Raw genomic sequence first — 21193 nt, forward strand, 5'->3', positions numbered from 1 at the left:
CGTATGCAATCAAGGTCTTTATTGCAAAGTTATTTTAGCAAAATATTCATGATGTTAGAAATATAAACAACGTCCTAATTGTGAATAACTTTATTCTTTATTTAATTACTCATGAATAAAATCAAATAACCCATTGATAGTTATAGTAAATTTACTTGATAAGCCTTGTTGTTTTTTATTTGCCCTGTGGATAACTTTGTGTATGACTAATGAATAAGTAACGTAACTCCTTGTAAAATCCTTCAAATTTCAAAGAAAATGAGTCATCACCCTCAAGGCCGAACCATATATTGTTATTTAATAGGGCCTGTTTACATTACCCTAGCTTGAGACCAAGTAACCTAATTTTTGAGCAGAGGAGTACAGAAAGTCAGGACCGTATGAAGCATGCCCTGAAATTTAAGTTTCCTTTGCGTACTGTAATAATCAAAATGATCTGGGTGAACAAACAAGAAAACAATTTAAGTAAATTTGTGCATATACTATTATGATAAGACCATTCGGGTATATATGAGGGACGATGTATGATCAAAGGTTCTGAGCTCCTAGTTGCTGCCTTGGAAAATGAGGGAGTAACGCACATTTTTGGTATTCCAGGCGAAGAAAATCTTGATGTTGTCGAAGCAATTCGCAATTCTTCAATTGAATTAGTGTTAACCCGGCATGAGCAGGCAGCCGCGTTTATGGCAGCAACCTATGGTAGGTTGACCGGTAAACCCGGGGTGTGTATGACAACACTTGGACCAGGGGCACTGAATCTTACTACAGGAGCAGCTTACGCCCTTCTGGGGGCAATGCCCGTCATTATGATTACAGGGCAAAAAGGTGTTTTATCCTCGCATCAAGGACGCTTTCAGATGGTGAATACTGTGGCGACCATGCAGCCATTAACCAAAATGTCGCGCCAAATTATTTCTCCGTCCATGATCCCGACCGTAGTACGAGAAGCCTTTCATCTCGCTCAAGAAGAAAGCCCTGGCCCAGTTCATTTAGAGCTCCCTGAAGATATAGCTGCGGAGAAAACCAAAAAAATAGCGCTTATTCCCCCTCACCCTATTGAATATCCAATTGCTAGTGAAGCAGCCCTCGAGCGTGCCGCAGAAATGATCATGAAAGCGAAACGCCCCCTAGTAATGCTCGGTGCTGCGGCATCCCGTCCAAGAGCAACAAACGCTCTTGCTCAATTTATTTTGCGCACCAAACTTCCTTATTTTACTACTCAAATGGGTAAAGGCACGGTTTCAGGAGCAACCGAATTTTATATGGGCACTACGGCACTGTCAGCACGAGATTATGTTCACGAAGCGATAGAACGAGCGGATCTTATTATAACCATTGGTCATAGTACGGTAGAAAAACCTCCTTTTATTATGGAAGGCACTAATCTTAAAGTCATTCATGTTGGCTATCAGTCTGCTACAGTAGAACAAATTTACTTTCCCCAAGCAGAAGTTGTTGGCGACATGGGACCGTCATTAAAATTACTCGCAGATAAGCTCGAAGGAAAAATTCCCCATGCCGATGCGCTCCTACCTTTACGAGAAGGTATCTTGAGCAATATCTCTGCCCGTTCAACCGAAGATCGCTTTACCCCACAGCGCTTGGTCTATGATGTGAGGCAAGTGATGCCACATGATGGAATTCTTGCCCTAGATAATGGCATGTATAAAATCTGGTTTGCGCGCAATTACCGCACGCAGATGGCAAATACTCTCTTACTTGATAATGCCCTAGCCACCATGGGTGCAGGCCTGCCATCAGCAATCATGGCGGCTCTATTATACCCCAATCGCCGAGTAATGGCCGTTTGTGGTGATGGTGGTTTTATGATGAATAGCCAAGAATTGGAAACAGCAGTTAGGCTTAAATTAAATCTGGTTGTTCTCCTCTTAGAAGATCATGCTTATGGAATGATACGTTGGAAACAAGCAGTCGATCACTTCCCAGACTTTGGTATGACTTTCTCTAATCCTGATTTTGTAAAATATGCGGAAGCGTATGGGGCACATGGCACCAGAGTGGATCGCATCGAAAACTTTAAATCTATTCTGGAGAACGCATTTACTAAGGGCGGCGTTCATCTGGTTATTTTTCCAATTGATTATACAGAAAATAAACGCGTTCTTGTGGATGAATTACAACAGCGCCTACCAGCTAAAAGGGGATAATAATGAAAAAAACGTTACACGTAGTGCAAGCGTTTGATCGAACATTAATAAAAGAAATTCCTGCTGATGATGCCCAGACACTAGAAGCTAAACTGAATACAGCAGCACGAACCCTAAAAAATCGAGAGGGTTGGCTTAAACCTCATGAGCGCATGGCTGTATTGAAACGCGCGGCTCAGTTATTAACAGCGAACCAAGAACAATTTACTAAACTTATCGCTCAAGAAGGAGGAAAACCCTTTACTGATGCGGCAGTTGAAGTCACTCGAGCCATTGATGGTTTAAATGATGCCGCGGAAGAATTGCGCCATTTTGCCGGAAAAGAGATCCCTATGGGGCTTACTCCTGCAAGCGATCATCGTTGGGCATTTACTATTAAAGAACCTATTGGTGTTGTGGCTGCTATTTCCGCTTTTAACCACCCACTAAATCTCATTGTTCACCAAGTCGCTCCTGCAATTGCCGTGGGCTGTCCCGTGATCATCAAACCCGCAGCGACAACCCCGCTCTGCTGCCTAGAGCTCGTAGCGTTGCTACGACAAGCCGGCCTTGCGGAACACTGGTGTCAAACATTCATTACGGATGACAATACCTTAGCGGAACAGTTTGCAACAGATGAGCGTGTTGCGTTTTTAAGCTTTATTGGCTCAGCAAAAGTAGGCTGGCGCTTACGCAGCAAACTGGCACCAGGAGCCCGTTGTGCCTTAGAACATGGCGGAGCAGCACCCGTTATTGTGGATCGCAGCGCTAATCTAGCTAAAACCACTCAAGCACTGGTCAAAGGCGGCTATTACCATGCGGGACAAGTCTGTGTTTCTGTGCAGCGAATTTTTGTTCATAAGGACATTATAACCCCATTTATGGATGAATTCGTTACACGAGTCAAAGCACTGCGTGTTGGTGATCCACTACTGAAAGAAACGGAAGTAGGACCTCTTATCCTTCCACGCGAGACAGAGCGCGTCATGGCATGGATAGATGAGGCCGTAGCTCAGGGAGCAAAACTATTTGGTGGCGGTCGTCTTTCTGAAACAACCTTAATTCCAGCCGTGTTACTCAATCCACCCGCTGATGCCAAAGTATCGCAATTGGAAATTTTTGGTCCCGTGACCTGTGTTTATGAATATGAAGATATAGATAAGGCTATTGCTCTTGCCAACTCCTTACCTGTTGCGTTTCAAGCCAGTGTCTTCTCGGAGGATTTAGCTCCAGCGCTTAGAGCCGCAGAATGTCTCCAAGCATCCGCTGTTTTTGTTAACGATCATACCGCGTTTCGTACTGATTGGATGCCCTTCGCCGGGTTAAAACAATCGGGTTATCGCACAGGAGGTATTCCTTGGACGATGGAAGATATGTCCCAAGAAAAAATGATTGTGTTGAAGAGGAGTTGATAGATTAAAGATCTATCCCCAGGGCGGACTGGTGGCCATTTTTCCGTCTTGTCTCTTTGGCTGCGAAGAGACAAGATACTCCGCAAGCGGTGGATAAATTGTTTTATCCTTGTCTTGAAAACAGAGCTTATTGTGCTGCCATAAAGGGCACAAAATTAGGAATCCTGGCTGAACCAACGCCAACGACATCATTCCAATATTGATTTTCATTCATAGTAAGCGAAGAATCCCAGTTAAATGTAATATGGGTGTTAAACCATACGCTATGATCATATAAAGTAAAGGAATAGTTTGGTGCATTTGCGGGATTGGGGATATTAGACATAACTAGATGTGGTGGAGTAATGACGTTCAGTGCCTGATTTTGGGCTAAGGCTTGATTTAATGTGTATAGATATTCGGCTGACAAACCAATAGATTGTTTCTTTTGTAAAAAACGCGCTTGGTTAACTAAGGCCAAAGTTGAGGTATAAAGAGGACATGCTAAACTCGTTCCCCCAGAAATACATCCCTGTTCGCATCCACCAGTGTAATAGATAATAAGACCCGTAAAGAGATCCGCCAGCATAGCTACATCAGGAACGGCTCGCATACCGCCACCTTGATAACTACCAATTACGCCATAGCCCCCCGCCATAAAACCCTGGAAGGTAGGATTTTTCTGCCATGAAGGAGCAGTATAAATTTGACTGATACCGCCAGAACTACCCGCGTAAAATCCAGGAGGACGGCCATGAAAGGTATCAACATTATAACTTCCCCAACCTGATTCAAAAGCGTAATTATAATTCACATCCACAAACATAGAAGAACCACCAATGGCAGTTGCATAGGGTGAGGCGGATGGATATCCTACATAAGGTGTACTGCTGGCAGTGGAACATGATGGCCATGAGGAACTATAAGTGTGATCACCACAATCACCAGAAGCAAAATCCACACTCATCCCCAGCATTGCAGCTTTTTGTAAGTTCATTTCCAAGGTTGGATTATTATATTCATGCTGCCCCCAACTATTGGATATTGTATAAGCATTGGCGAAGCCATCAATGCTGAAATTATCATGAATGATAGTATTGATAACAGTTCCTACATCTAAGTCACTATCTATAACCAAAACAATATTGGCATGGGGAGCAATGGTATGCGAGGAGGCAATATCCAAAGTAATTTCACCAGTCCAATCTCCGCTAGGTATACAACTTGAAATAGGATGGCCATATTTGTCAACAACAGCAAAATTTGCTCGTTGACCCGGTGTTGGGGTCATTGAAAGTATTGGCAGATTATTAACCGTACTAAAGTGATTAGCATCGCTCATTATCGTTTGTGGATCATTGTTACCACATCCATCGACAATAATGAGGGTTTGCCCGCTTCCATCGATTATTGTGCCATTAACTGGCGGAATAGCAGCCATGTTGTAGGTTGTGCGTAAATGTTGACCGGTGAACCCATTAAGTGAAGTATCCGTAGGAGTAGCTGCAGGTACAAAAGAATCCCATGCAAGATTCGTTAGGGTATTTTGATTGGCTTGGTCTACTTTGCTGTCGCTTATTGTTATTTTACGAAGAGGAAAGAAATGAGCTAGAGGATGATAAAGCGGTATATTGCTAAGTCCTGTAATTCCTGAAATGTATTTGGCTATAGCCCCGTCTATTTTTGGAGCAGTTGTATTGGAATATACTATTTTATTTTGGTAACGATAATTATTAACCTTTATTTTAAAGGTTTGTTCGATTTGCTTAATCGTCGCAGTAACGACGACATTTTCCTCCTTGATTGTGGCTTTCATACCGTGAGCGCTAAAAAAACCTTTGACTAACTCCATAGTCTTTGTATCGGGGGCAAATTCAGCTTGATATTCATCACGGCTTAAGAATTGGTGGTAGCGGAGACTACCCGGATCGTAGATTTCGTTGAACAGTTGATCGAATTTTTTCTTGTTCTTGACCTTTAACTGTACTGTAAAATCAATTTTTTTTGCAGGATTTGTAGGGCCAACTAATTGAGCCTGCGATAATAAATTAAGACCTGGGGTAAAAATTGCCTTATTGTTATTCACCGCAGCATAACTATTAAACAAAAATAAACCTGTAAGTGATAAACCCATTAAAATTCGTTTTAAAATCAACATGAAAGTAAATCCTTTGTGAACTAGCTCTCCCTAAGGCAAGGTATTATACAGTAGTATTATAAGAGCTCGCTACTTGATTTAATGAGCGTGATAATACCTACGTTTACCAGTATGAAAATAGAGATAAGGCAATTAATATTGCCAACTCCTTACCCTTTGTCGGATTAAAACAATCGTGTTATGGTACTAAAGACATTCCTTGGACTACGAAGAATATGTCGCAAGAAAAAATGATTGATAGTTCAAAACTACATTGCAGCAATCTACAATTACGTCCTCATCCCAAACAAAGATTGAACTAATTCTATCGAGCAGGAGCCTAGATTAATGACTAATCAGCTTATCCATGAAACCTCTCCATATCTTTTGCAGCATGCTAAAAACCCGGTCAATTGGTATCCTTGGGGGGAGGAGGCATTCAAGCAAGCTAAGAAAGAGAATAAGCCGATTCATTTATCCATAGGCTATGCTGCTTGTCATTGGTGCCATGTCATGGCTCACGAGTCCTTTGAAAACCCCGTCATTGTCCAATTAATGAATAAATATTTCATTAATATTAAAGTGGATAAACAAGAACGCCCTGACCTTGATGATATTTACCAAAAGGTAGTGCAAATGATGGGACAAGGTGGTGGATGGCCGCTAACTATTTTTATGACGCCAGAAAAACAGCCTTTTTTTGGTGGGACTTATTTTCCTCCAGAGGATCAATATGGTCGAGTTGGCTTTAACAAACTATTACTTATTATTCATGACTTATGGACCAATAGACGCGCAGAACTAGCACAATATATTGAACATTTCTTAATGGGGTATCAACAAATTGAGCAACTTAATGTACAGACCGACACGCCCCACATCACCTCGTATCAAGCAGCGTTAGCTATTGCCAATAATACCGATAAACACTACGGTGGATTAAAGGGTGCCCCCAAGTTCCCTATGGCTAGCTGTTATGATTTAGTATTGCGACTGTATGCCCGTACCCTAGACCCGAAGTTAAAGACATCTCTGTATTTGACTTTAGATGGAATGACTAAAGGGGGAATTTTTGATCAACTAGGGGGAGGTTTTGCCCGATATAGTGTCGATGAGCAATGGATGATCCCTCATTTTGAAAAAATGCTTTATGACAATGCACAATTAATTAGCTTATATGCCAATACGTACCGCTTGGGCCAAGATACTACGTGGAAATATATTTTTGAAGAAACAATTAATTACGCTATACGCGATTTACTGCATCCTCTGGGGGGCTTTTATGCCAGTGAAGATGCGGATAGCGAAAGCCAGGAGGGGAAGTTTTATAGTTGGACCCCGGCCCAAATCAATGCGGTATTAAATGAAAAAGAAAGTTTAGTGGCATGCCAAGCCTATGGCATCACGGGGGAAGGAAATTATGAACACCCTAGCACTATCTTACAATGCCTCACGTTTGCGGAAGCGATAAAAGATAAATCATTACAAGCAATTCGCCAAAAACTATTTCTTGCCCGAGAACAACGAATCCATCCCGGTCGCGATACTACGATTTTAGCCAACTGGAATGGCTTGATGATTCAAGGATTATGTGCCGCATATCAAGCAGTAGGAAATCCTCTTTATCATGATACGGCACGTCAAATTGCTGATTTTATCAATAAGCATATGACCACAATAGAGGGAGGCATTTATCACGTATGGCAAGAGGGGAAATCTAAAATCGCTGGTTTTCTCGATGATTATGCCTTTTTAGCCAATGCATTTTTGGATTTGTACCATTCTACATTAGCTGTCAGTCATTTAACGCGTGCCACTGAACTAATAGAGTTAGCCATAAAAAAATTCTGGGATAATGGATTTTTTTTCACTCCCGCCGATGGAGAACCGTTAATTCATCGCCCCCGTGCACCTTACGATAATGCTTATCCTTCCGGTATTTCCAGCATGGTCTTTGCGCTACTGCGACTTTATCATTTAACTTATAAGGAATCTTATCTTGCTTATGTGCAACAAACTTTCGATTATTATTTGGCAAGAGCATCTAGCAATTATATAGGTTTTGCTCATTTGCTCGCGGCTTACGACTTTATGCACGCATCACCTACTACTATTATTTTAGCGGGTAAACGCGATGATCCGTCTTTAAAAGCATTACTGCAGACTATCCATCGTCATTATTTGCCCTATCACGTCTGGGGGTTTGCTGATGATTTACCTGACTCTCATTACAAAAAAGCGCTTGACGAACAACCTGCCGTTTATATTTGTAAAAATTACACCTGCGCCCCCCCCTTAACCACCAAGAAGGAATTAAAAAATTATTTAATCACTAGTTTATCCAAACCATTTTCTTGAAATTCTTTTTCATACCGTTGCTCAAGGAGTCAATCCGCTTATAGCGCCCCATGGTATCCATATTATGAGAATTGCAAATTTAAGCATCGTTGAATTAACATTAATTTATGACCTATAATTACACAAAATGTCCAGCATGAGAAATTAAGGCCTCCATCCTATTATCAAATCCTTGGTGTACAAAATACCGAAAGCGCTGCAAAGATTAGTGCCGCTTTTAAGAAATTGTCACTTATTTGGCATCCGGACAGAGCGCGTGAATGGGTTCCAGATGATTTGTTGAGCGGAGCTACAGAGATTTATAAATTAATGAATACAGCTCATGGGGTATTAACTGATGCAATAAAACGCAATCAATATGACCAAAAATTGCAACTTTATAACGCAATACCAAAATCAGTCTCTGCGCCAGAACAAAAGCAAGCAGATGACTTTATGAAAATGAACCCGCATTAATTAAAATATCGATAGACAGCGATTTCAATAAGGCATACATTCTTCCTCACATAGGTAAAACCATACCAGAAAATCAATTGTTGTCTGAGTATCTCCGTGCACCTTCAGCGGCAGAAACTAAGCAACCCGGCTTTAGATAATTTCTGTATTTAAAAAGGAGCCCGCACTTGTCTTCGCAACGAATTTCACAAGGGGCCTATTAAAAACTGACAAACCTGTTCAATATTTGTCATGTTTTTGCTATAATGATTTTTATTTAACACGCGAAAAGAGTATCCCAATGCAAAACAAACAGTTTTCAGAAGAGATCGTTATCAGAAGGAACATAGAGCACAATAAATTACGCGGTGTTCCTGATAAAGGAGACTGTTTTTACATTGCCGCAGTATTACAATTATTATGCGCTCCGGTGAGTTCTCCCTACGATACCTTTAAGAAACGTTTTGACGCGTTGCTCGTTAAGTTAAATGAGTTTGAGGTAGATACGAAGAATCTTAACGCTGATTTATTACAAAGAGAAATTGAACGATACTACGATAAGGGCGTAAGAAATACCCCCGAAGATCTAAATAATACCCCTCAGTTAGCCCATCTTATCCGATGTGTACGTCTTTGCTTAGTGAATCATACGAAAAAACTAGTTGCTCGGGGTGACGTTGCATTTATATATACTCTCCTTGATGATCACCATTATGGTCTTGATGAAGAAGAACAAATAGCTGCAGTTATTGAAAAACTCAATAAACATATTACTGATAGGTATTATGCTGATGCCGTGATGATGCAGGCGTTTACTGATGTCTTTGATTGCTCTATAGAACTGTTTACTTTTAATAGTCATCAACATGTTTTTGAAAACAATAATCGTCAATTTGAAAAAGATAGAGCCGGTTCAACTATTCAAATAGCGCACGTTAATGGTGAAGACCCGCTGTCAGACAGCCCCATTAAAAATCATTATGATCGCTTCTTTTCCGCAGCTCCAGCACAACAGCAAACGGCGCAACAAGTAACACCACCTACTCGCCCTATTAATACAGTGGTTACCCCCCCGCAAGTAGATACAACCATTACTATAGAGACACCGGTGGTACCGCCACAACAACCCCTATCCGATCTGGAACAACTACGCCTCTATGCGCAAAATACTCAGAAAACTAGCCCTTTATTTTCTCAGGCTCTTTTCAATTACATTAATATAGTAGACGATGCTGCAAGAAAAAATAAAAACCATACGATAGTATTAGATCAACTTGATAAGACTACATCAAGTGTTAAAACTGCTCTCCAAGGAAATAACCCTCAGGCTCTTCTTGAGGCAGCAAATACAGCCCATGGTAATGTTTCGTTGCCGAAAAAAATAGGTCTGGCAATTTGTGGTGCTCTTTGTATTTTAGCTGGACTCGTGGGAATTGGCCTTGCCGCTGCATCAATCGTCGCCAGCCATGGCCTCAGTACCCCCCTGGCATTATGGAGTGCTAGCCTCGCAGTTAATATCATCATTATGGGAGCTAGTTTATTCGCTGGCAGTGCTGGTGCTTGTGCCTTTTTCAGTCAAGCACAGGATAAAGATGCGGCAAAAGCGACTAAAGAATTGCATGAAGCTTTTGTAACAGATGCGCCATTGGGACTTAATTAATAGAAAATCTGGATTCAAAAAAATATCGGCGATAGAATTTCATCAAGAGGTTGCTCAAGCAGGAGTTGTTGATGTGAGTATCTTTTTAAAACAAAGGGAAATTTATTACTTGGGTTAAGATGGAAAATACTTTTTTAAACCCGCGTCTTTTAAGGTCTTTTGACATTTGATCTGAAATTAAAGTTCTTGCCGGAACGGCTAGTGTTCATTTTTAGTAGAATTAATTAATAAGCTCTGAGAGAATTAATTAATGGCTCTCTTTCCAAACTCATGCTTCGGTTATACCGTTCTCGAACTCTCATATAACTTCCGCACACGCTCAGGTTCTGGCCCCCAGTTTGGAAAGAGCTCTATTAAAATATAACCACACGGAGAGCTGTTATGCCTAAGAAAAAACTTCCTGAAACTGAATTTGCCCTCTTTAACGCAGCATTGTCATTATTGGTTCACCTTGATGCCCAAGACTCAGAGCATGTTCCAGCCCAAAAGAAGTTAGTGCAATTGTGTTGTGCTGGAGCAATGCAAGGTAATGAGAAGGATGAAGCCGAAAATAAGGTCAATCAATTTATTGAAAAATTTCGTCGAAAAAGTTCCAGACACTATGGTGAGGAGGGTTTTGATTTACGAGTTATATCCGAATCATTAAGAGACGAGGAGGAGCAAACGAATTATCTACTACACAGCCATAAATTTACTTACACCAATCAACGTCAACTAATCAATATAGTCACAAAAATTATTAATCATTTTCATTTAGAAGAACTTGCCAAGCTCTTTGGGGAAAAATATTTTCCTGAGGTCGATTGTATTACAGTGGTGCAGCATCTTGACCCTGAGTATAAAAAAGATGGGCCACATACTGCTGAAACACGTTACCCGTCTTTATTAACCGTAATGCGTAATGTAAAAAATGATTGTGATATTACTCAACCAAGTCAGGAACTGTTTAAAACTAGATTGGGATTTCGTTTAGTACCAAAAAATAAAATGAATCCACGACTGCCTCTTTTTCTTTCCGAAATAAGTGAAGGAACACCCGCTGAATTGAAATATCACATTGGAGAAGAGGAGCGATTAATTACTGGCGGTCAAATTATTGCCACAGAAGAAGTTCTGAAAAGAAATGGAAATAAACATGCTAGCCCGGTCCCAGGACCTTTATACTTAAGTTCATTTCCTGTGGTTAGCTCTGCTTATAAGACAGAGACCATTGACGACTTGCTGTCTAAAGGCGTTTGCTCCGTTCTTACTATTGAGGCAAACAATGTTCCACAAAGGATTTATGATGAAGAAAAAAAAGCTCTTCCTTCAGCATGGGGTGACAGTTGGCCTTATTCAATGTCCTGATATGCATGCTATGAGAGCATTTCATACATTATTCGCAGCTCAATATTTATTGTGTGAGGCATTAGGCCGTCTTCCACGAATCAACGATCCCGAATACGGTGAGTTAATTCATACACTGATGGAAAAAAGATTTGAAAACTCAGATAGTGAACTTTTGATAAATGAAAAATCAAAACTTAAAGTGGTTTACGATAAAGTAACCTCTCTCTTTTCTCATAAAAAAGAGAGTGATGAAGCACTCTATTGCCGCAGCTTCCTCCAACAATGCCAATCTGATAAACAAACCGGACATGATTCGAGCCCCTCTACTGAAAAGAACGATGGCAAAGTACTTGTCCATTGCAAAGCAGGAATGAGTCGAAGTGCTACGACATTACTTTCAATGTATATTTTCTTTATTGACATTATATTACGTTGGCATGCTAAAGATTTTATCCATAGTGAAGAGGACGAAGCATTTTTTGGAGCAATCATTAAAGCCCTATATCATCCAAGTAAAGATCCCATAAATGATGTGACCAATATTGTTCATATCTTTTCTAAAAATTATCGACATATTACTCCTCTTGATGAGCAAATTCTGGTATTAGCGCAGCTTATTCAATATAAGCGCCAGCTGCTTATAACTTCCGAGCTTCACTATGATGGCACATTACTCGCAGAAGAAAATCAGGAAACAACCGATTTGGCACCTAGGTATAGTAGCTCGAGCAATTTCATAAGCCCTAATGCGTTATAGGTCGCGGCGTTTTTTGCGCTGTCTTGAAGCATAAACACAAGATTTTTGTCTTAGTGGATGCTTCGAGACGGGGTTTCCACCCCTCCTCAGCACAAACGGTTTTGGGGTAATTGAATTTCTTATCCGTAACTGACGTTCATTTATTAAAGGATGTCTAAACATCGGAAATGTTAACAAGTGGGTAAATTTATTAGGAGAAGATAATGCTGCCAGAATATGAAGAAATTATTAGACGATTAAAGCAAAATGATGTCAGTCTCACTAGATTGAATCTGCGACAAAAAAACTTAACGGCTGAAGAATCCCAACAATTTTTTAACGCCTTGGAAGAAAATACCACGGTTACCACACTACAATTTCTAAATAATAACTCAAGTGGTGTTGCCGCTATTGCTTTAAGCACAATGCTTCGAAGAAATCATACAATTGAAGAACTTGAGTTAGGTACCAATGAGATAAATAATGAAGATATTATTCATATTGTCAGAGGGCTAAAGGAAAATACTTCCGTAGTTATTCTTGATCTTAATAGCAACCTTTTCGATACAGCACAGCCTATCGCTGATCTACTCGAGCATAATAATTCTATTAAAGAAATTGATCTCACTAACAGCAATATTAATGATACTGGATTTTTAGAAATTTATGCAGCATTGGAAAGAAATGAAAATTCATCGTTAACGGAATTTAATGTTTATTTTCCACCATTATCTTGCATGGATGATTTCGATAGTTTATGTAGAGCGAGGCTTGAAAATAGCAGACGGCCATATTGAAATTGAGTTTAAGAAAACCACTGATAATCAAGTGTTGGGCTTAGCATAGCGAGCCCAACCTGTTGAATATTTTATTTGATATTTTTTCTGACTTTTTGGATGGCTCTTATCTGAGCGACAGCCCTTGCTAATTCAGCCGCGGCAAGAGAGTAATCAATGTCACCACCTTTATTTGCCATTGTTTCTTCTGCATGAGCTTTAGCTGCAAGTGCGGCTGCTTCATCTAGGTGATCAGCACGCTCAGCTACATCGGCCAACACGGTAACACAATGAGGTTGTACTTCAAGCATACCACCCTGTACATAATAAATCTCTTGGCTACCGCCAGGTAAAGTTACTCGAACTTCACCTGGTTTTAGTACAGTAAGTAGCGGGGCATGGCCTGCAGTAATACCTATTTCACCGAGTTCCCCAGTAGCTACAACCATCTCAGCTAAACCGGAGAATATTTCGTGTTCAGCACTAACAATATCCAAGTGCGTTGTAATAGTCATGTCATCTTGCCTCATAAGGTTTTCGCTTTAGCTACAGCTTCCTCTATGCTTCCGACCATATAAAATGCCTGCTCAGGCAAATCATCATATTCACCAGCAAGAATTCCTTGGAATCCTTTAATAGTATCTTTAAGGGATACGTATTTTCCTGGAGAACCAGTGAACACTTCGGCAACGAAGAAAGGCTGAGATAAGAATCTTTGAATCTTACGTGCACGAGTTACAACGCGTTTATCTTCTTCTGATAATTCATCCATACCCAAAATAGCGATAATATCTTTTAATTCTTTATATCGTTGTAGCGTTTGTTGGACACGACGAGCGGTATCATAGTGCTCTTGACCAACAACTAGTGGATCTAATTGACGAGAAGTAGAATCTAAAGGATCCACTGCTGGATAAATACCAAGCTCTGCAATTTGACGCGAAAGAACAACGGTAGCATCCAAATGCGCGAATGTAGTTGCAGGTGATGGGTCAGTCAAGTCATCCGCAGGTACGTACACGGCTTGAATAGAGGTAATAGAACCTGTTTTAGTAGAAGTAATACGCTCTTGTAACATACCCATTTCTTCTGCCAATGTAGGCTGGTAGCCTACCGCAGATGGCATACGGCCTAATAGTGCAGATACTTCAACCCCTGCTAGAGTATAACGATAAATATTATCGATAAATAATAATACATCACGACCTTCATCACGGAACTTCTCCGCCATAGTTAAGCCAGTTAAAGCAACACGTAAACGGTTACCTGGTGGCTCATTCATCTGACCATAAACTAGTGATACTTTATCCAATACATTAGAGTCTTTCATCTCATGGTAGAAGTCATTACCTTCACGAGTACGCTCACCTACTCCAGCAAATACTGAGTAACCACTGTGTTCTATAGCGATGTTACGAATTAACTCCATCATGTTTACAGTTTTACCCACACCGGCACCACCGAACAGGCCAACCTTGCCCCCTTTAGCGAAAGGACAGAGTAAGTCAATTACCTTGATACCTGTTTCTAATAATTCTTGACTGCCTGCTTGCTCTTCATAACTTGGCGCTTTACGGTGAATAGCCCATTGCTCTTCTGCATCAATTGGACCTTCATCATCAATAGGACGTCCCAAAACATCCATAATACGACCTAAAGTTTTTTTACCAACAGGTACTTGAATGGGCTCACCAGTATTTTTTGCTTTTAGCCCACGCTTCAAACCTTCAGTTGTACCCATAGCGATAGTACGTACGACCCCATCACCTAACTGTTGTTGCACTTCAAAAACCAAATCGCCATCAACAAGCGTTAACGCATCATTAATTTTAGGGACAACATCACGAGGAAACTCTACGTCTACCACCGGACCAATTACTTCTATTACAGTTCCTAAGCTCATTATATACCCTCTTATAAAGCGGCTGCGCCACCGACAATTTCTGCCAACTCTTGAGTAATTGCAGCTTGTCGGGCTTTGTTATAGGCCAATTGAAATTCTTTAATTAATTCACCTGCATTATCTGTTGCATTTTTCATTGCAATCATTTTTGCAGCTTGTTCACAAGCAATATTTTCAACCACAGCTTGATAAACTTCTAACTCGACGTAACGCTCTAAAAGATTATCCAGCAAATCTTTGGCATCAGGTTCATAAATATAATCCCAATGATGTCCCATTGTTTTACTGTCATCTTCTGATTTTGGTAAAGGTAATAATTGCTTTACCATTGGCTTTTGCGTCATGGTATTAACAAATTCGTTGTATATTACATGCAGCGCATCAATAGTACCGTTGTCATAGGCATCCAGCATTATTTTTACAATACCGATGAAATCATTAATGCTAGGGGTATCACCAAGGTGATCTACCGAGCCTAAAATGTTCCCACCGACTCTCTTAAAGAATGCCTGCCCTTTACGGCCAATTACAGCGACATCAACTTCTTTACCTTGCTCTTTCCAATTGCGTACGTTACGGATAGTTTCCCGTAATAAGTTAGCGTTTAAACCACCGCATAAGCCGCGGTCGGAAGTAACTACAATAATACCAATACGCTTTATTTCCCGTTCATTTAAAAAGGGATGTCTGTATTCAGAAGTTGCACGAGCAATATGCTTTATTACTTCATAGATCTTAGTAGCATAAGGTTTTGATGCACGCATTCTATCTTGCGTTTTACGCATCTTACTTGCCGCCACCATTTCCATTGCTCGAGTAATTTTTCGAGTTTTGTTAATACTCGAAATTTTTGTGCGGATTTCTTTTGCTCCAGCCATATCTTACTTCGCCTTTATTGATTTATAGGCCATTGCATTAAATGCAATGGCCTTATAATTTACCAGCTAGCTGTACGTTTAAACTCTTCAACAGCCTTTTTCAGTTGTGCTTCAATATCATTATCATAGCCACCAGTTTCATTTATTGTGCGCAATAAAGAGGCATGTGAGCTACGCATGTAATCGTGAAGAGAGGCTTCAAAAGATCCTATCTCGTTCACAGGAACATCATCTAAATATCCCTTTTCTACAACAAATAGGGAAACACTCATTTCGGCAACAGAAAGAGGTGAATATTGCTTTTGCTTCATTAATTCAGTAATACGTTGACCGCGCTCTAATTGCTTACGAGTAGCATCATCTAAGTCAGAAGCAAATTGAGAAAACGCTTCTAATTCACGGAATTGAGCAAGTGCAAGACGTGTACCACCACCTAACTTCTTCATGATTTTAGTTTGTGCAGCACCACCCACCCTTGATACAGATAATCCAGAGTTAATAGCAGGTCTGACACCAGAGTTAAATAAATCCACATCAAGGAAAATCTGGCCGTCAGTGATAGAAATCACGTTGGTTGGTACGAATGCAGATACGTCACCAGCTTGCGTTTCAATAATCGGCAATGCAGTTAATGACCCTGTTTTACCTTTAACTTCACCGTTCGTTAGCTTCTCAACTTCGTCGGCATTAATTCGTGCCGCTCTTTCCAGTAAGCGTGAGTGCAAATAGAAGATATCTCCAGGATAAGCTTCGCGACCTGGTGGTCTGCGTAATAATAAGGAGATTTGTCTGTATGCCCATGCTTGTTTGGTTAAATCATCATAGACGATTAAAGCATCTTCGCCATGCTCCATGAAATACTCACCCATGGTGCAACCAGCGTAAGGAGCAATAAATTGCAGAGCTGCAGAATCAGAAGCACCTGCAACAACAACTATGGTATGCTCTAAAGCGCCATGCTCTTCTAGTTTACGAACTATTGACGCAACTGAGGATGCTTTTTGCCCTATAGCAACATATACGCACTTAACTCCTGTGCCTTTTTGGTTAATGATGGCATCAATGGCAATTGCAGTTTTACCAGTTTGACGGTCACCGATAATCAACTCTCGTTGTCCACGGCCAACAGGAATCATCGCATCAATAGCTTTCAAACCTGTTTGTACAGGCTGGTCTACTGATTTACGAGAAATTACCCCTGGAGCAACTTTTTCAATTGCAGACATTCCAGAAGCATCAATAGGACCTTTTCCATCGATAGGGTTACCTAAAGCATCCACAACACGACCTAAAAGTCCTCTACCTACTGGAACTTCTAAAATACGTCCAGTACATTTTCCTTTTTGACCTTCAGCCAAAGATGAAGAGTCACCAAGAATTACCGCCCCCACTGAATCTCTTTCTAAGTTAAGTGCTAGGCCATAAATACCGCCAGGAAACTCAATCATTTCACCAGCCATAGCATCAGCAAGGCCATGCATACGAACGATACCGTCTTTTAAGCTGACGATCGTTCCTTCATTACGCGCTTCGGAGACTACTTGGAACTGATCAATTTTCTTTCTGATTAATTCGCTGATTTCAGAAGGATTTAACGCTACTTGTTCTGACATGAAAACTATCCTCTAAATTAAGCGGCTAGGTCGGTGCTAAGTTTATTAAGCTTGCCTCGAACTGAACCATCGATAACTAAATCACCTGCTTGTATTACAGCACCACCAAGCAATGAAGGATCAATATTAATATTTAATGATACCTTACGTTTTGTACGGTTACTTAACGAATCTATCAATTTCTGTTGTTGATCGGCTGTTAACATAGAAAAACTACTGACATGTACATGCAATGTTTTTTCTTGCTCGGCCCTATGAGCTTCATACAAACCCTTGATTTCTGGTAACAATAAAAGTCTTTTATTCGTGGCCAATAAAGCAATTAAATTATGTAATGACTCACTTTCATTGCTTTTAGAACCACAAACTGATTGCAGCAGGTCAATTTGTTGCTCAACTTCGGATTTAGGATTGGTAATAAATTCAAATGCAATTGAGTCTAGAACTGCTTGAGAAAGATTAAGCAAATATTCAGACCACTCAGCTAATTTATCTGCGGCTAATGCATGTTCAAAAATTGCTTTTGCATAAGGTCTGGCTATGGTGGTGCTATCTGACATTTTAAATCTCTTCTATCAAGTTATCTAACAAGGCGCTGTTCGCGTTAGCATCGATTTCGCGCATTAGTATTTTTTCGGCACCCGTTACGGCTAATTTAGCAACTTGCTTGCGAAGATCGTCTTTAGCATGATTCACTTGCTGAACCAGCTGCTCTTGTGCAATTTTTGCTTGAATTTGAGCTTCACGTCTTGCTGTTTCTTTTGCTTCTTCAATGATTTGCGCTGCTCGCTTGTTTGCTTTATCAATGATATCAGCAGACTGAGCCTTAGCTTGTTTCAACTCGTCTTTAACGCGGTGTTGAGCCAACTCTAGTTCTTTACGACCACGTTCAGCTGCAGATAAACCGTCAGCAATTTTCTCTTGGCGTTCTTCTAAAGCTTTTACTAACGGTGGCCAAACTAATTTCATAGTAAACAATACAAAAGCGGCAAAAACCAACATTTGTACTACTAATGTAAGATTAATATCCAAGTTATATCTCCTGTAACAATTAGGGCGCACAGGCGCCCCGTTTATGTGTTATCAAGAACCCAAGTTGCTAAGGAATGGGTTAGCAAAAGTGAAGAATAATGCTATACCAACACCAATCATCGTAACCGCGTCGAGTAGACCTGCAACGATAAACATTTTTACTTGTAACATTGGAACCATTTCTGGTTGACGAGCGGAGCCTTCAAGGAATTTGCCACCTAGCAAACCAAACCCTATCGCTGTGCCCAATGCACCTAAACCTATTAACAACGCAACCGCGATAACGGTCATACTTTGAACTTGTGCTATTAAACCAGCAGCTTGCATATTTATCCCCTTTACAATGGATGATGAAAATTAAATCGGTTAGTGATCTTCGTGTGCTAGACTGAGATAAACTATAGTCAACACCATGAAAATAAATGCTTGCAAGGTAATCACCAAGATATGGAAAATTGACCAAGCCAACGCTAAAAGAAACTGCGCTGAACCAAGAGTCGCTGTACCTATTAGTGACGTCGATGTAGCATTTAAGGTTAACAAGGCTATCAAAATAAATATTAATTCGCCAGCATATAAGTTTCCAAATAACCGGAGAGCTAAAGATATTGGTTTAGCAATTAAGCCAACTAGCTCTAACAACAAGTTAAAAGGAATGAACAAGTAGTGATTAAATGGCTGTAAAGTAAGCTCTTTAATAAAACCTTTTGCACCCTTGATTTTAATACTATAAAAAAGAATTAATAAAAATACGGAAATGGATAAACCAAAGGTCAAATTCAAATCGTTAGTTGGAACTACTTTAAGATAATGAATGCCACCCTTTTGCGCTAACATTGGTAAAATATCTACAGGTACGATATCCATGAAATTCATTAAAAAGACCCACATGAATATGGTAAGTGCCAATGGGCCAATTAAATTATTTTTACCATGAAAGCAATCTTTTACCTGATTATCAGCAAATTGCAACATCAGTTCGGCAAAATTCTGTAGCTTGCCAGGAACACCAGTAGTAACTCTTCTAGCACCATAATACATTAGGGCCATAACGATAACCCCCGTGAGCAAAGAAAAGAATAATGTGTCCAAGTTCAGGGTCCAAAAACCACCTGATGAACCCATTTTCATATCACTAACGTTATAGGTAAGGTACGTTAGATGATGCTTGATATAATTTGTGCTTGATACCATTTCAGTCACTTTCAGGCCTATTCAGTTTATTGATAATAATCCATGGGGCAAACCAATGCGTCATTAGCACTAAAATATACGATGCAAAAAACGCAAGGGGTGTAATTTTACATAATGCGAATACTGCTGTGAACAGTAGTACCGATAAAACTATTTTTAATGCCTCACCTTTATAAAAACTATTCACTATTTGTTTTGCGGCTCGTGCACCTTGATGCTTAAATACTTTGTAGGCAAAATACACATTAGGAATAATGCATACCATACCACCAAGTAACGCTGAGGTCGCTGCATTGGCGTTAAAAAACACCGCACACACAGCAGCAGTGATTAAAGTAATGCCTATTTGTATCATCCATAATCGGATGATGCCACGGCTATTCAGCTTTTTGTTCACATATTCACCTAATTTCACCGCGCGAATTATAAAACAATCAAGTTGAATAATCAACGACGTTATTCAATTCTCAGGCTATAATATAAATAGACCTCTTTCGTAACTTACCACAGAGCGACTAGGACTAGGAAATGTAAAGTGCGAAACCAAGGTGTTCACGTTAGCACATAAGGACTGTGAAACAGCACCACAAATATAATTGATCTCTGTAGTAGTGTTTCGAAAGAGGTCTGGTATTGGGTTTACCGTCTAAGAATTGGATGATAAGCAACTTTTAGTTCGATCTCGCGAAAGGAATTAATATGTCAGAGAAAATTCAACACACAGCAGCTGGTCTGCGCGAAAAAATGCTCAGTCGTTATAATGACGGTCGAGAGCACAAACACAACAAAAGTCATCTTTCATATAGGCAACACTGGAAATCTCACCCATGCACTCAACGCGATGGAAAGGATGAAGAATCTGTGTTTGATGGGTCAACAGGTCTATTAAGACAATTTAAATTACGAAAAATGCGTAAACGACTGGATAAAGGTAGAATCCATTGATACAGTATATGAGTTATCCTCCCAGGTTAGCCACTTCCTGGATTGGACGTGCAGCGAATGGCCTGATTTTAATCAGGCCATATTTTTTATTTACCTTGATAAGTATAATACCGAAAAATTTTGACAACCCGTTCAACACCATTAGTATACCTAGCAATTTGAACTACTTTTTCTGCTTCATCACGTTGTACATCACCCATTAAATAAACAACTCTGTCTGAAGTAACTACTTTAAAGACATTAGGATCTATAGAGGAGTCAGCAATGATTTGACTACGAATTTTTGTAGTTATCCAGCTATCTTGAACACCATTGGAGGGAATTCTTTTTACGGTAATTACATTAAATAAACGCCTATAGCCTGTAACCTTACTGATTCGATGTCTTAACTCATCAAGAAGTTCAAGAGAGGGTAAATGCCCAGCTAATAATACATCCCCATTAAACACGGCAATATCTATAACACAGCTGGAATTATCAAAGGTCTTGTTAGCAGCCAAAACATTATTTATTGCAACAAGTATATGGTAGTCATTCAGTTTTTTATACAAACTATGCCTATCATAAACTGTAGTGGCGCCAGTCCATACCGTCCCCAAACAGCTAGATAAGCAGACGCAGAGAACAATAAGTATTATAAAACATCCTTGTTTTTTCAT

Annotated in this window: 20 protein-coding genes; 9 read left to right on the forward strand and 11 right to left on the reverse strand. The window is 40.1% G+C overall.

Annotation, left to right across the window (positions count from 1 at the left end; translation table 11 throughout):
• The first annotated feature begins 524 nt into the window (after positions 1 to 524).
• Both LFA_RS17280 and LFA_RS17285 read left to right on the forward strand, forming a co-directional pair.
• Complete coding sequence (locus LFA_RS17280; protein ID WP_045097268.1) at positions 525 to 2168, forward strand: acetolactate synthase large subunit; 1644 nt, start codon at positions 525 to 527, stop codon at positions 2166 to 2168.
• A gap of 2 nt (positions 2169 to 2170) precedes the next feature.
• A complete protein-coding gene (locus LFA_RS17285) occupies positions 2171 to 3559 on the forward strand; it encodes an aldehyde dehydrogenase family protein (RefSeq protein WP_045097269.1) in 1389 nt (462 codons plus the stop codon).
• Positions 3560 to 3686: 127 nt separating this feature from the next.
• Here LFA_RS17285 and LFA_RS17290 read toward each other — a convergent pair whose 3' ends face one another.
• On the reverse strand, positions 3687 to 5696 hold the full coding sequence (locus LFA_RS17290) for a S53 family peptidase (protein ID WP_045097270.1): 2010 nt from the start codon (positions 5694 to 5696) through the stop codon (positions 3687 to 3689).
• 327 nt (positions 5697 to 6023) lie between these two features.
• Between LFA_RS17290 and LFA_RS17295 the strand changes: the two genes are divergently transcribed.
• The 6 genes from LFA_RS17295 to LFA_RS17320 all read left to right on the forward strand — a co-directional run bounded on the left by LFA_RS17295 (position 6024) and on the right by LFA_RS17320 (position 12990).
• A complete protein-coding gene (locus LFA_RS17295) occupies positions 6024 to 8033 on the forward strand; it encodes a thioredoxin domain-containing protein (protein WP_045097271.1) in 2010 nt (669 codons plus the stop codon).
• 168 nt (positions 8034 to 8201) lie between these two features.
• Positions 8202 to 8489: a DnaJ domain-containing protein gene (locus LFA_RS17300; RefSeq protein ID WP_269447757.1), complete on the forward strand. Its 288-nt coding sequence runs from the start codon at positions 8202 to 8204 to the stop codon at positions 8487 to 8489.
• A gap of 280 nt (positions 8490 to 8769) precedes the next feature.
• A complete protein-coding gene (locus tag LFA_RS17305) occupies positions 8770 to 10128 on the forward strand; it encodes an OTU domain-containing protein (RefSeq protein WP_045097273.1) in 1359 nt (452 codons plus the stop codon).
• A 381-nt stretch (positions 10129 to 10509) separates the two neighbouring features.
• A complete protein-coding gene (locus LFA_RS17310) occupies positions 10510 to 11475 on the forward strand; it encodes a hypothetical protein (protein ID WP_045097274.1) in 966 nt (321 codons plus the stop codon).
• Positions 11411 to 12214 carry a dual specificity protein phosphatase family protein gene (locus tag LFA_RS17315; protein WP_172653489.1) on the forward strand — a complete coding sequence of 268 codons (804 nt, stop codon included), beginning with the start codon at positions 11411 to 11413 and terminating at the stop codon, positions 12212 to 12214. The genes LFA_RS17310 and LFA_RS17315 overlap by 65 nt, the downstream gene beginning before the upstream one ends.
• A 203-nt stretch (positions 12215 to 12417) precedes the next feature.
• Entirely contained in the window at positions 12418 to 12990 is a 573-nt protein-coding gene (locus LFA_RS17320; protein WP_045097276.1) for a leucine-rich repeat domain-containing protein, read from the forward strand.
• 71 nt (positions 12991 to 13061) lie between these two features.
• On the opposite strand, the gene LFA_RS17325 is transcribed toward LFA_RS17320, so the two are convergent.
• The 9 genes from LFA_RS17325 to LFA_RS17365 are packed head-to-tail and all read right to left on the reverse strand — an operon-like array spanning position 13062 to position 19986.
• Positions 13062 to 13484, reverse strand: coding sequence for a F0F1 ATP synthase subunit epsilon (locus LFA_RS17325; protein ID WP_045097736.1), 423 nt, complete (start codon positions 13482 to 13484; stop codon positions 13062 to 13064).
• A gap of 11 nt (positions 13485 to 13495) precedes the next feature.
• Positions 13496 to 14872 (reverse strand): F0F1 ATP synthase subunit beta, encoded by a 1377-nt coding sequence (gene atpD / locus LFA_RS17330; RefSeq protein WP_045097277.1) that lies wholly within the window; start codon positions 14870 to 14872, stop codon positions 13496 to 13498.
• Between the two features lie 11 nt (positions 14873 to 14883).
• Positions 14884 to 15750: a F0F1 ATP synthase subunit gamma gene (gene atpG / locus LFA_RS17335; protein WP_045097278.1), complete on the reverse strand. Its 867-nt coding sequence runs from the start codon at positions 15748 to 15750 to the stop codon at positions 14884 to 14886.
• A 59-nt stretch (positions 15751 to 15809) separates the two neighbouring features.
• On the reverse strand, positions 15810 to 17363 hold the full coding sequence (gene atpA, locus LFA_RS17340; protein WP_045097279.1) for a F0F1 ATP synthase subunit alpha: 1554 nt from the start codon (positions 17361 to 17363) through the stop codon (positions 15810 to 15812).
• Between the two features lie 17 nt (positions 17364 to 17380).
• Positions 17381 to 17923 carry a F0F1 ATP synthase subunit delta gene (locus LFA_RS17345; RefSeq protein WP_045097280.1) on the reverse strand — a complete coding sequence of 181 codons (543 nt, stop codon included), beginning with the start codon at positions 17921 to 17923 and terminating at the stop codon, positions 17381 to 17383.
• A gap of 1 nt (position 17924) precedes the next feature.
• Positions 17925 to 18395, reverse strand: coding sequence for a F0F1 ATP synthase subunit B (locus tag LFA_RS17350; RefSeq protein WP_045097281.1), 471 nt, complete (start codon positions 18393 to 18395; stop codon positions 17925 to 17927).
• A gap of 51 nt (positions 18396 to 18446) precedes the next feature.
• Entirely contained in the window at positions 18447 to 18722 is a 276-nt protein-coding gene (gene atpE, locus LFA_RS17355; RefSeq protein ID WP_045097282.1) for a F0F1 ATP synthase subunit C, read from the reverse strand.
• 39 nt (positions 18723 to 18761) lie between these two features.
• The gene (gene atpB, locus LFA_RS17360; RefSeq protein ID WP_084602223.1) at positions 18762 to 19589 is read right to left on the reverse strand and encodes a F0F1 ATP synthase subunit A; all 828 of its coding nucleotides are present in this window, start codon (positions 19587 to 19589) and stop codon (positions 18762 to 18764) included.
• Position 19590: 1 nt separating this feature from the next.
• Positions 19591 to 19986: a F0F1 ATP synthase subunit I gene (locus LFA_RS17365; protein WP_045097738.1), complete on the reverse strand. Its 396-nt coding sequence runs from the start codon at positions 19984 to 19986 to the stop codon at positions 19591 to 19593.
• 302 nt (positions 19987 to 20288) lie between these two features.
• On the opposite strand from LFA_RS17365, the gene LFA_RS17370 reads away from it, so the two are divergent.
• A complete protein-coding gene (locus LFA_RS17370; protein ID WP_045097283.1) occupies positions 20289 to 20534 on the forward strand; it encodes a hypothetical protein in 246 nt (81 codons plus the stop codon).
• An 86-nt stretch (positions 20535 to 20620) separates the two neighbouring features.
• Here the strand turns inward: LFA_RS17370 and LFA_RS17375 are convergent, their stop codons facing one another.
• Positions 20621 to 21193: a BON domain-containing protein gene (locus LFA_RS17375; protein WP_045097284.1), complete on the reverse strand. Its 573-nt coding sequence runs from the start codon at positions 21191 to 21193 to the stop codon at positions 20621 to 20623.

This window comes from Legionella fallonii LLAP-10, assembly GCF_000953135.1.
GTDB lineage: Bacteria > Pseudomonadota > Gammaproteobacteria > Legionellales > Legionellaceae > Legionella > Legionella fallonii.

Excerpts from the sequence above, each read along its gene's own strand:
- LFA_RS17280 (WP_045097268.1), top strand. The coding sequence starts at position 525 with ATGATCAAAGGTTCTGAGCTCCTAGTTGCTGCCTTGGAAAATGAGGGA.
- LFA_RS17285 (WP_045097269.1), top strand. The coding sequence starts at position 2,171 with ATGAAAAAAACGTTACACGTAGTGCAAGCGTTTGATCGAACATTAATA.
- LFA_RS17290 (WP_045097270.1), bottom strand. The coding sequence starts at position 5,696 with ATGTTGATTTTAAAACGAATTTTAATGGGTTTATCACTTACAGGTTTA.
- LFA_RS17295 (WP_045097271.1), top strand. The coding sequence starts at position 6,024 with ATGACTAATCAGCTTATCCATGAAACCTCTCCATATCTTTTGCAGCAT.
- LFA_RS17305 (WP_045097273.1), top strand. The coding sequence starts at position 8,770 with ATGCAAAACAAACAGTTTTCAGAAGAGATCGTTATCAGAAGGAACATA.
- LFA_RS17310 (WP_045097274.1), top strand. The coding sequence starts at position 10,510 with ATGCCTAAGAAAAAACTTCCTGAAACTGAATTTGCCCTCTTTAACGCA.
- LFA_RS17315 (WP_172653489.1), top strand. The coding sequence starts at position 11,411 with ATGATGAAGAAAAAAAAGCTCTTCCTTCAGCATGGGGTGACAGTTGGC.
- LFA_RS17320 (WP_045097276.1), top strand. The coding sequence starts at position 12,418 with ATGCTGCCAGAATATGAAGAAATTATTAGACGATTAAAGCAAAATGAT.
- LFA_RS17325 (WP_045097736.1), bottom strand. The coding sequence starts at position 13,484 with ATGACTATTACAACGCACTTGGATATTGTTAGTGCTGAACACGAAATA.
- atpD (WP_045097277.1), bottom strand. The coding sequence starts at position 14,872 with ATGAGCTTAGGAACTGTAATAGAAGTAATTGGTCCGGTGGTAGACGTA.
- atpG (WP_045097278.1), bottom strand. The coding sequence starts at position 15,750 with ATGGCTGGAGCAAAAGAAATCCGCACAAAAATTTCGAGTATTAACAAA.
- atpA (WP_045097279.1), bottom strand. The coding sequence starts at position 17,363 with ATGTCAGAACAAGTAGCGTTAAATCCTTCTGAAATCAGCGAATTAATC.
- LFA_RS17345 (WP_045097280.1), bottom strand. The coding sequence starts at position 17,923 with ATGTCAGATAGCACCACCATAGCCAGACCTTATGCAAAAGCAATTTTT.
- atpE (WP_045097282.1), bottom strand. The coding sequence starts at position 18,722 with ATGCAAGCTGCTGGTTTAATAGCACAAGTTCAAAGTATGACCGTTATC.
- atpB (WP_084602223.1), bottom strand. The coding sequence starts at position 19,589 with ATGGTATCAAGCACAAATTATATCAAGCATCATCTAACGTACCTTACC.
- LFA_RS17370 (WP_045097283.1), top strand. The coding sequence starts at position 20,289 with ATGTCAGAGAAAATTCAACACACAGCAGCTGGTCTGCGCGAAAAAATG.
- LFA_RS17375 (WP_045097284.1), bottom strand. The coding sequence starts at position 21,193 with ATGAAAAAACAAGGATGTTTTATAATACTTATTGTTCTCTGCGTCTGC.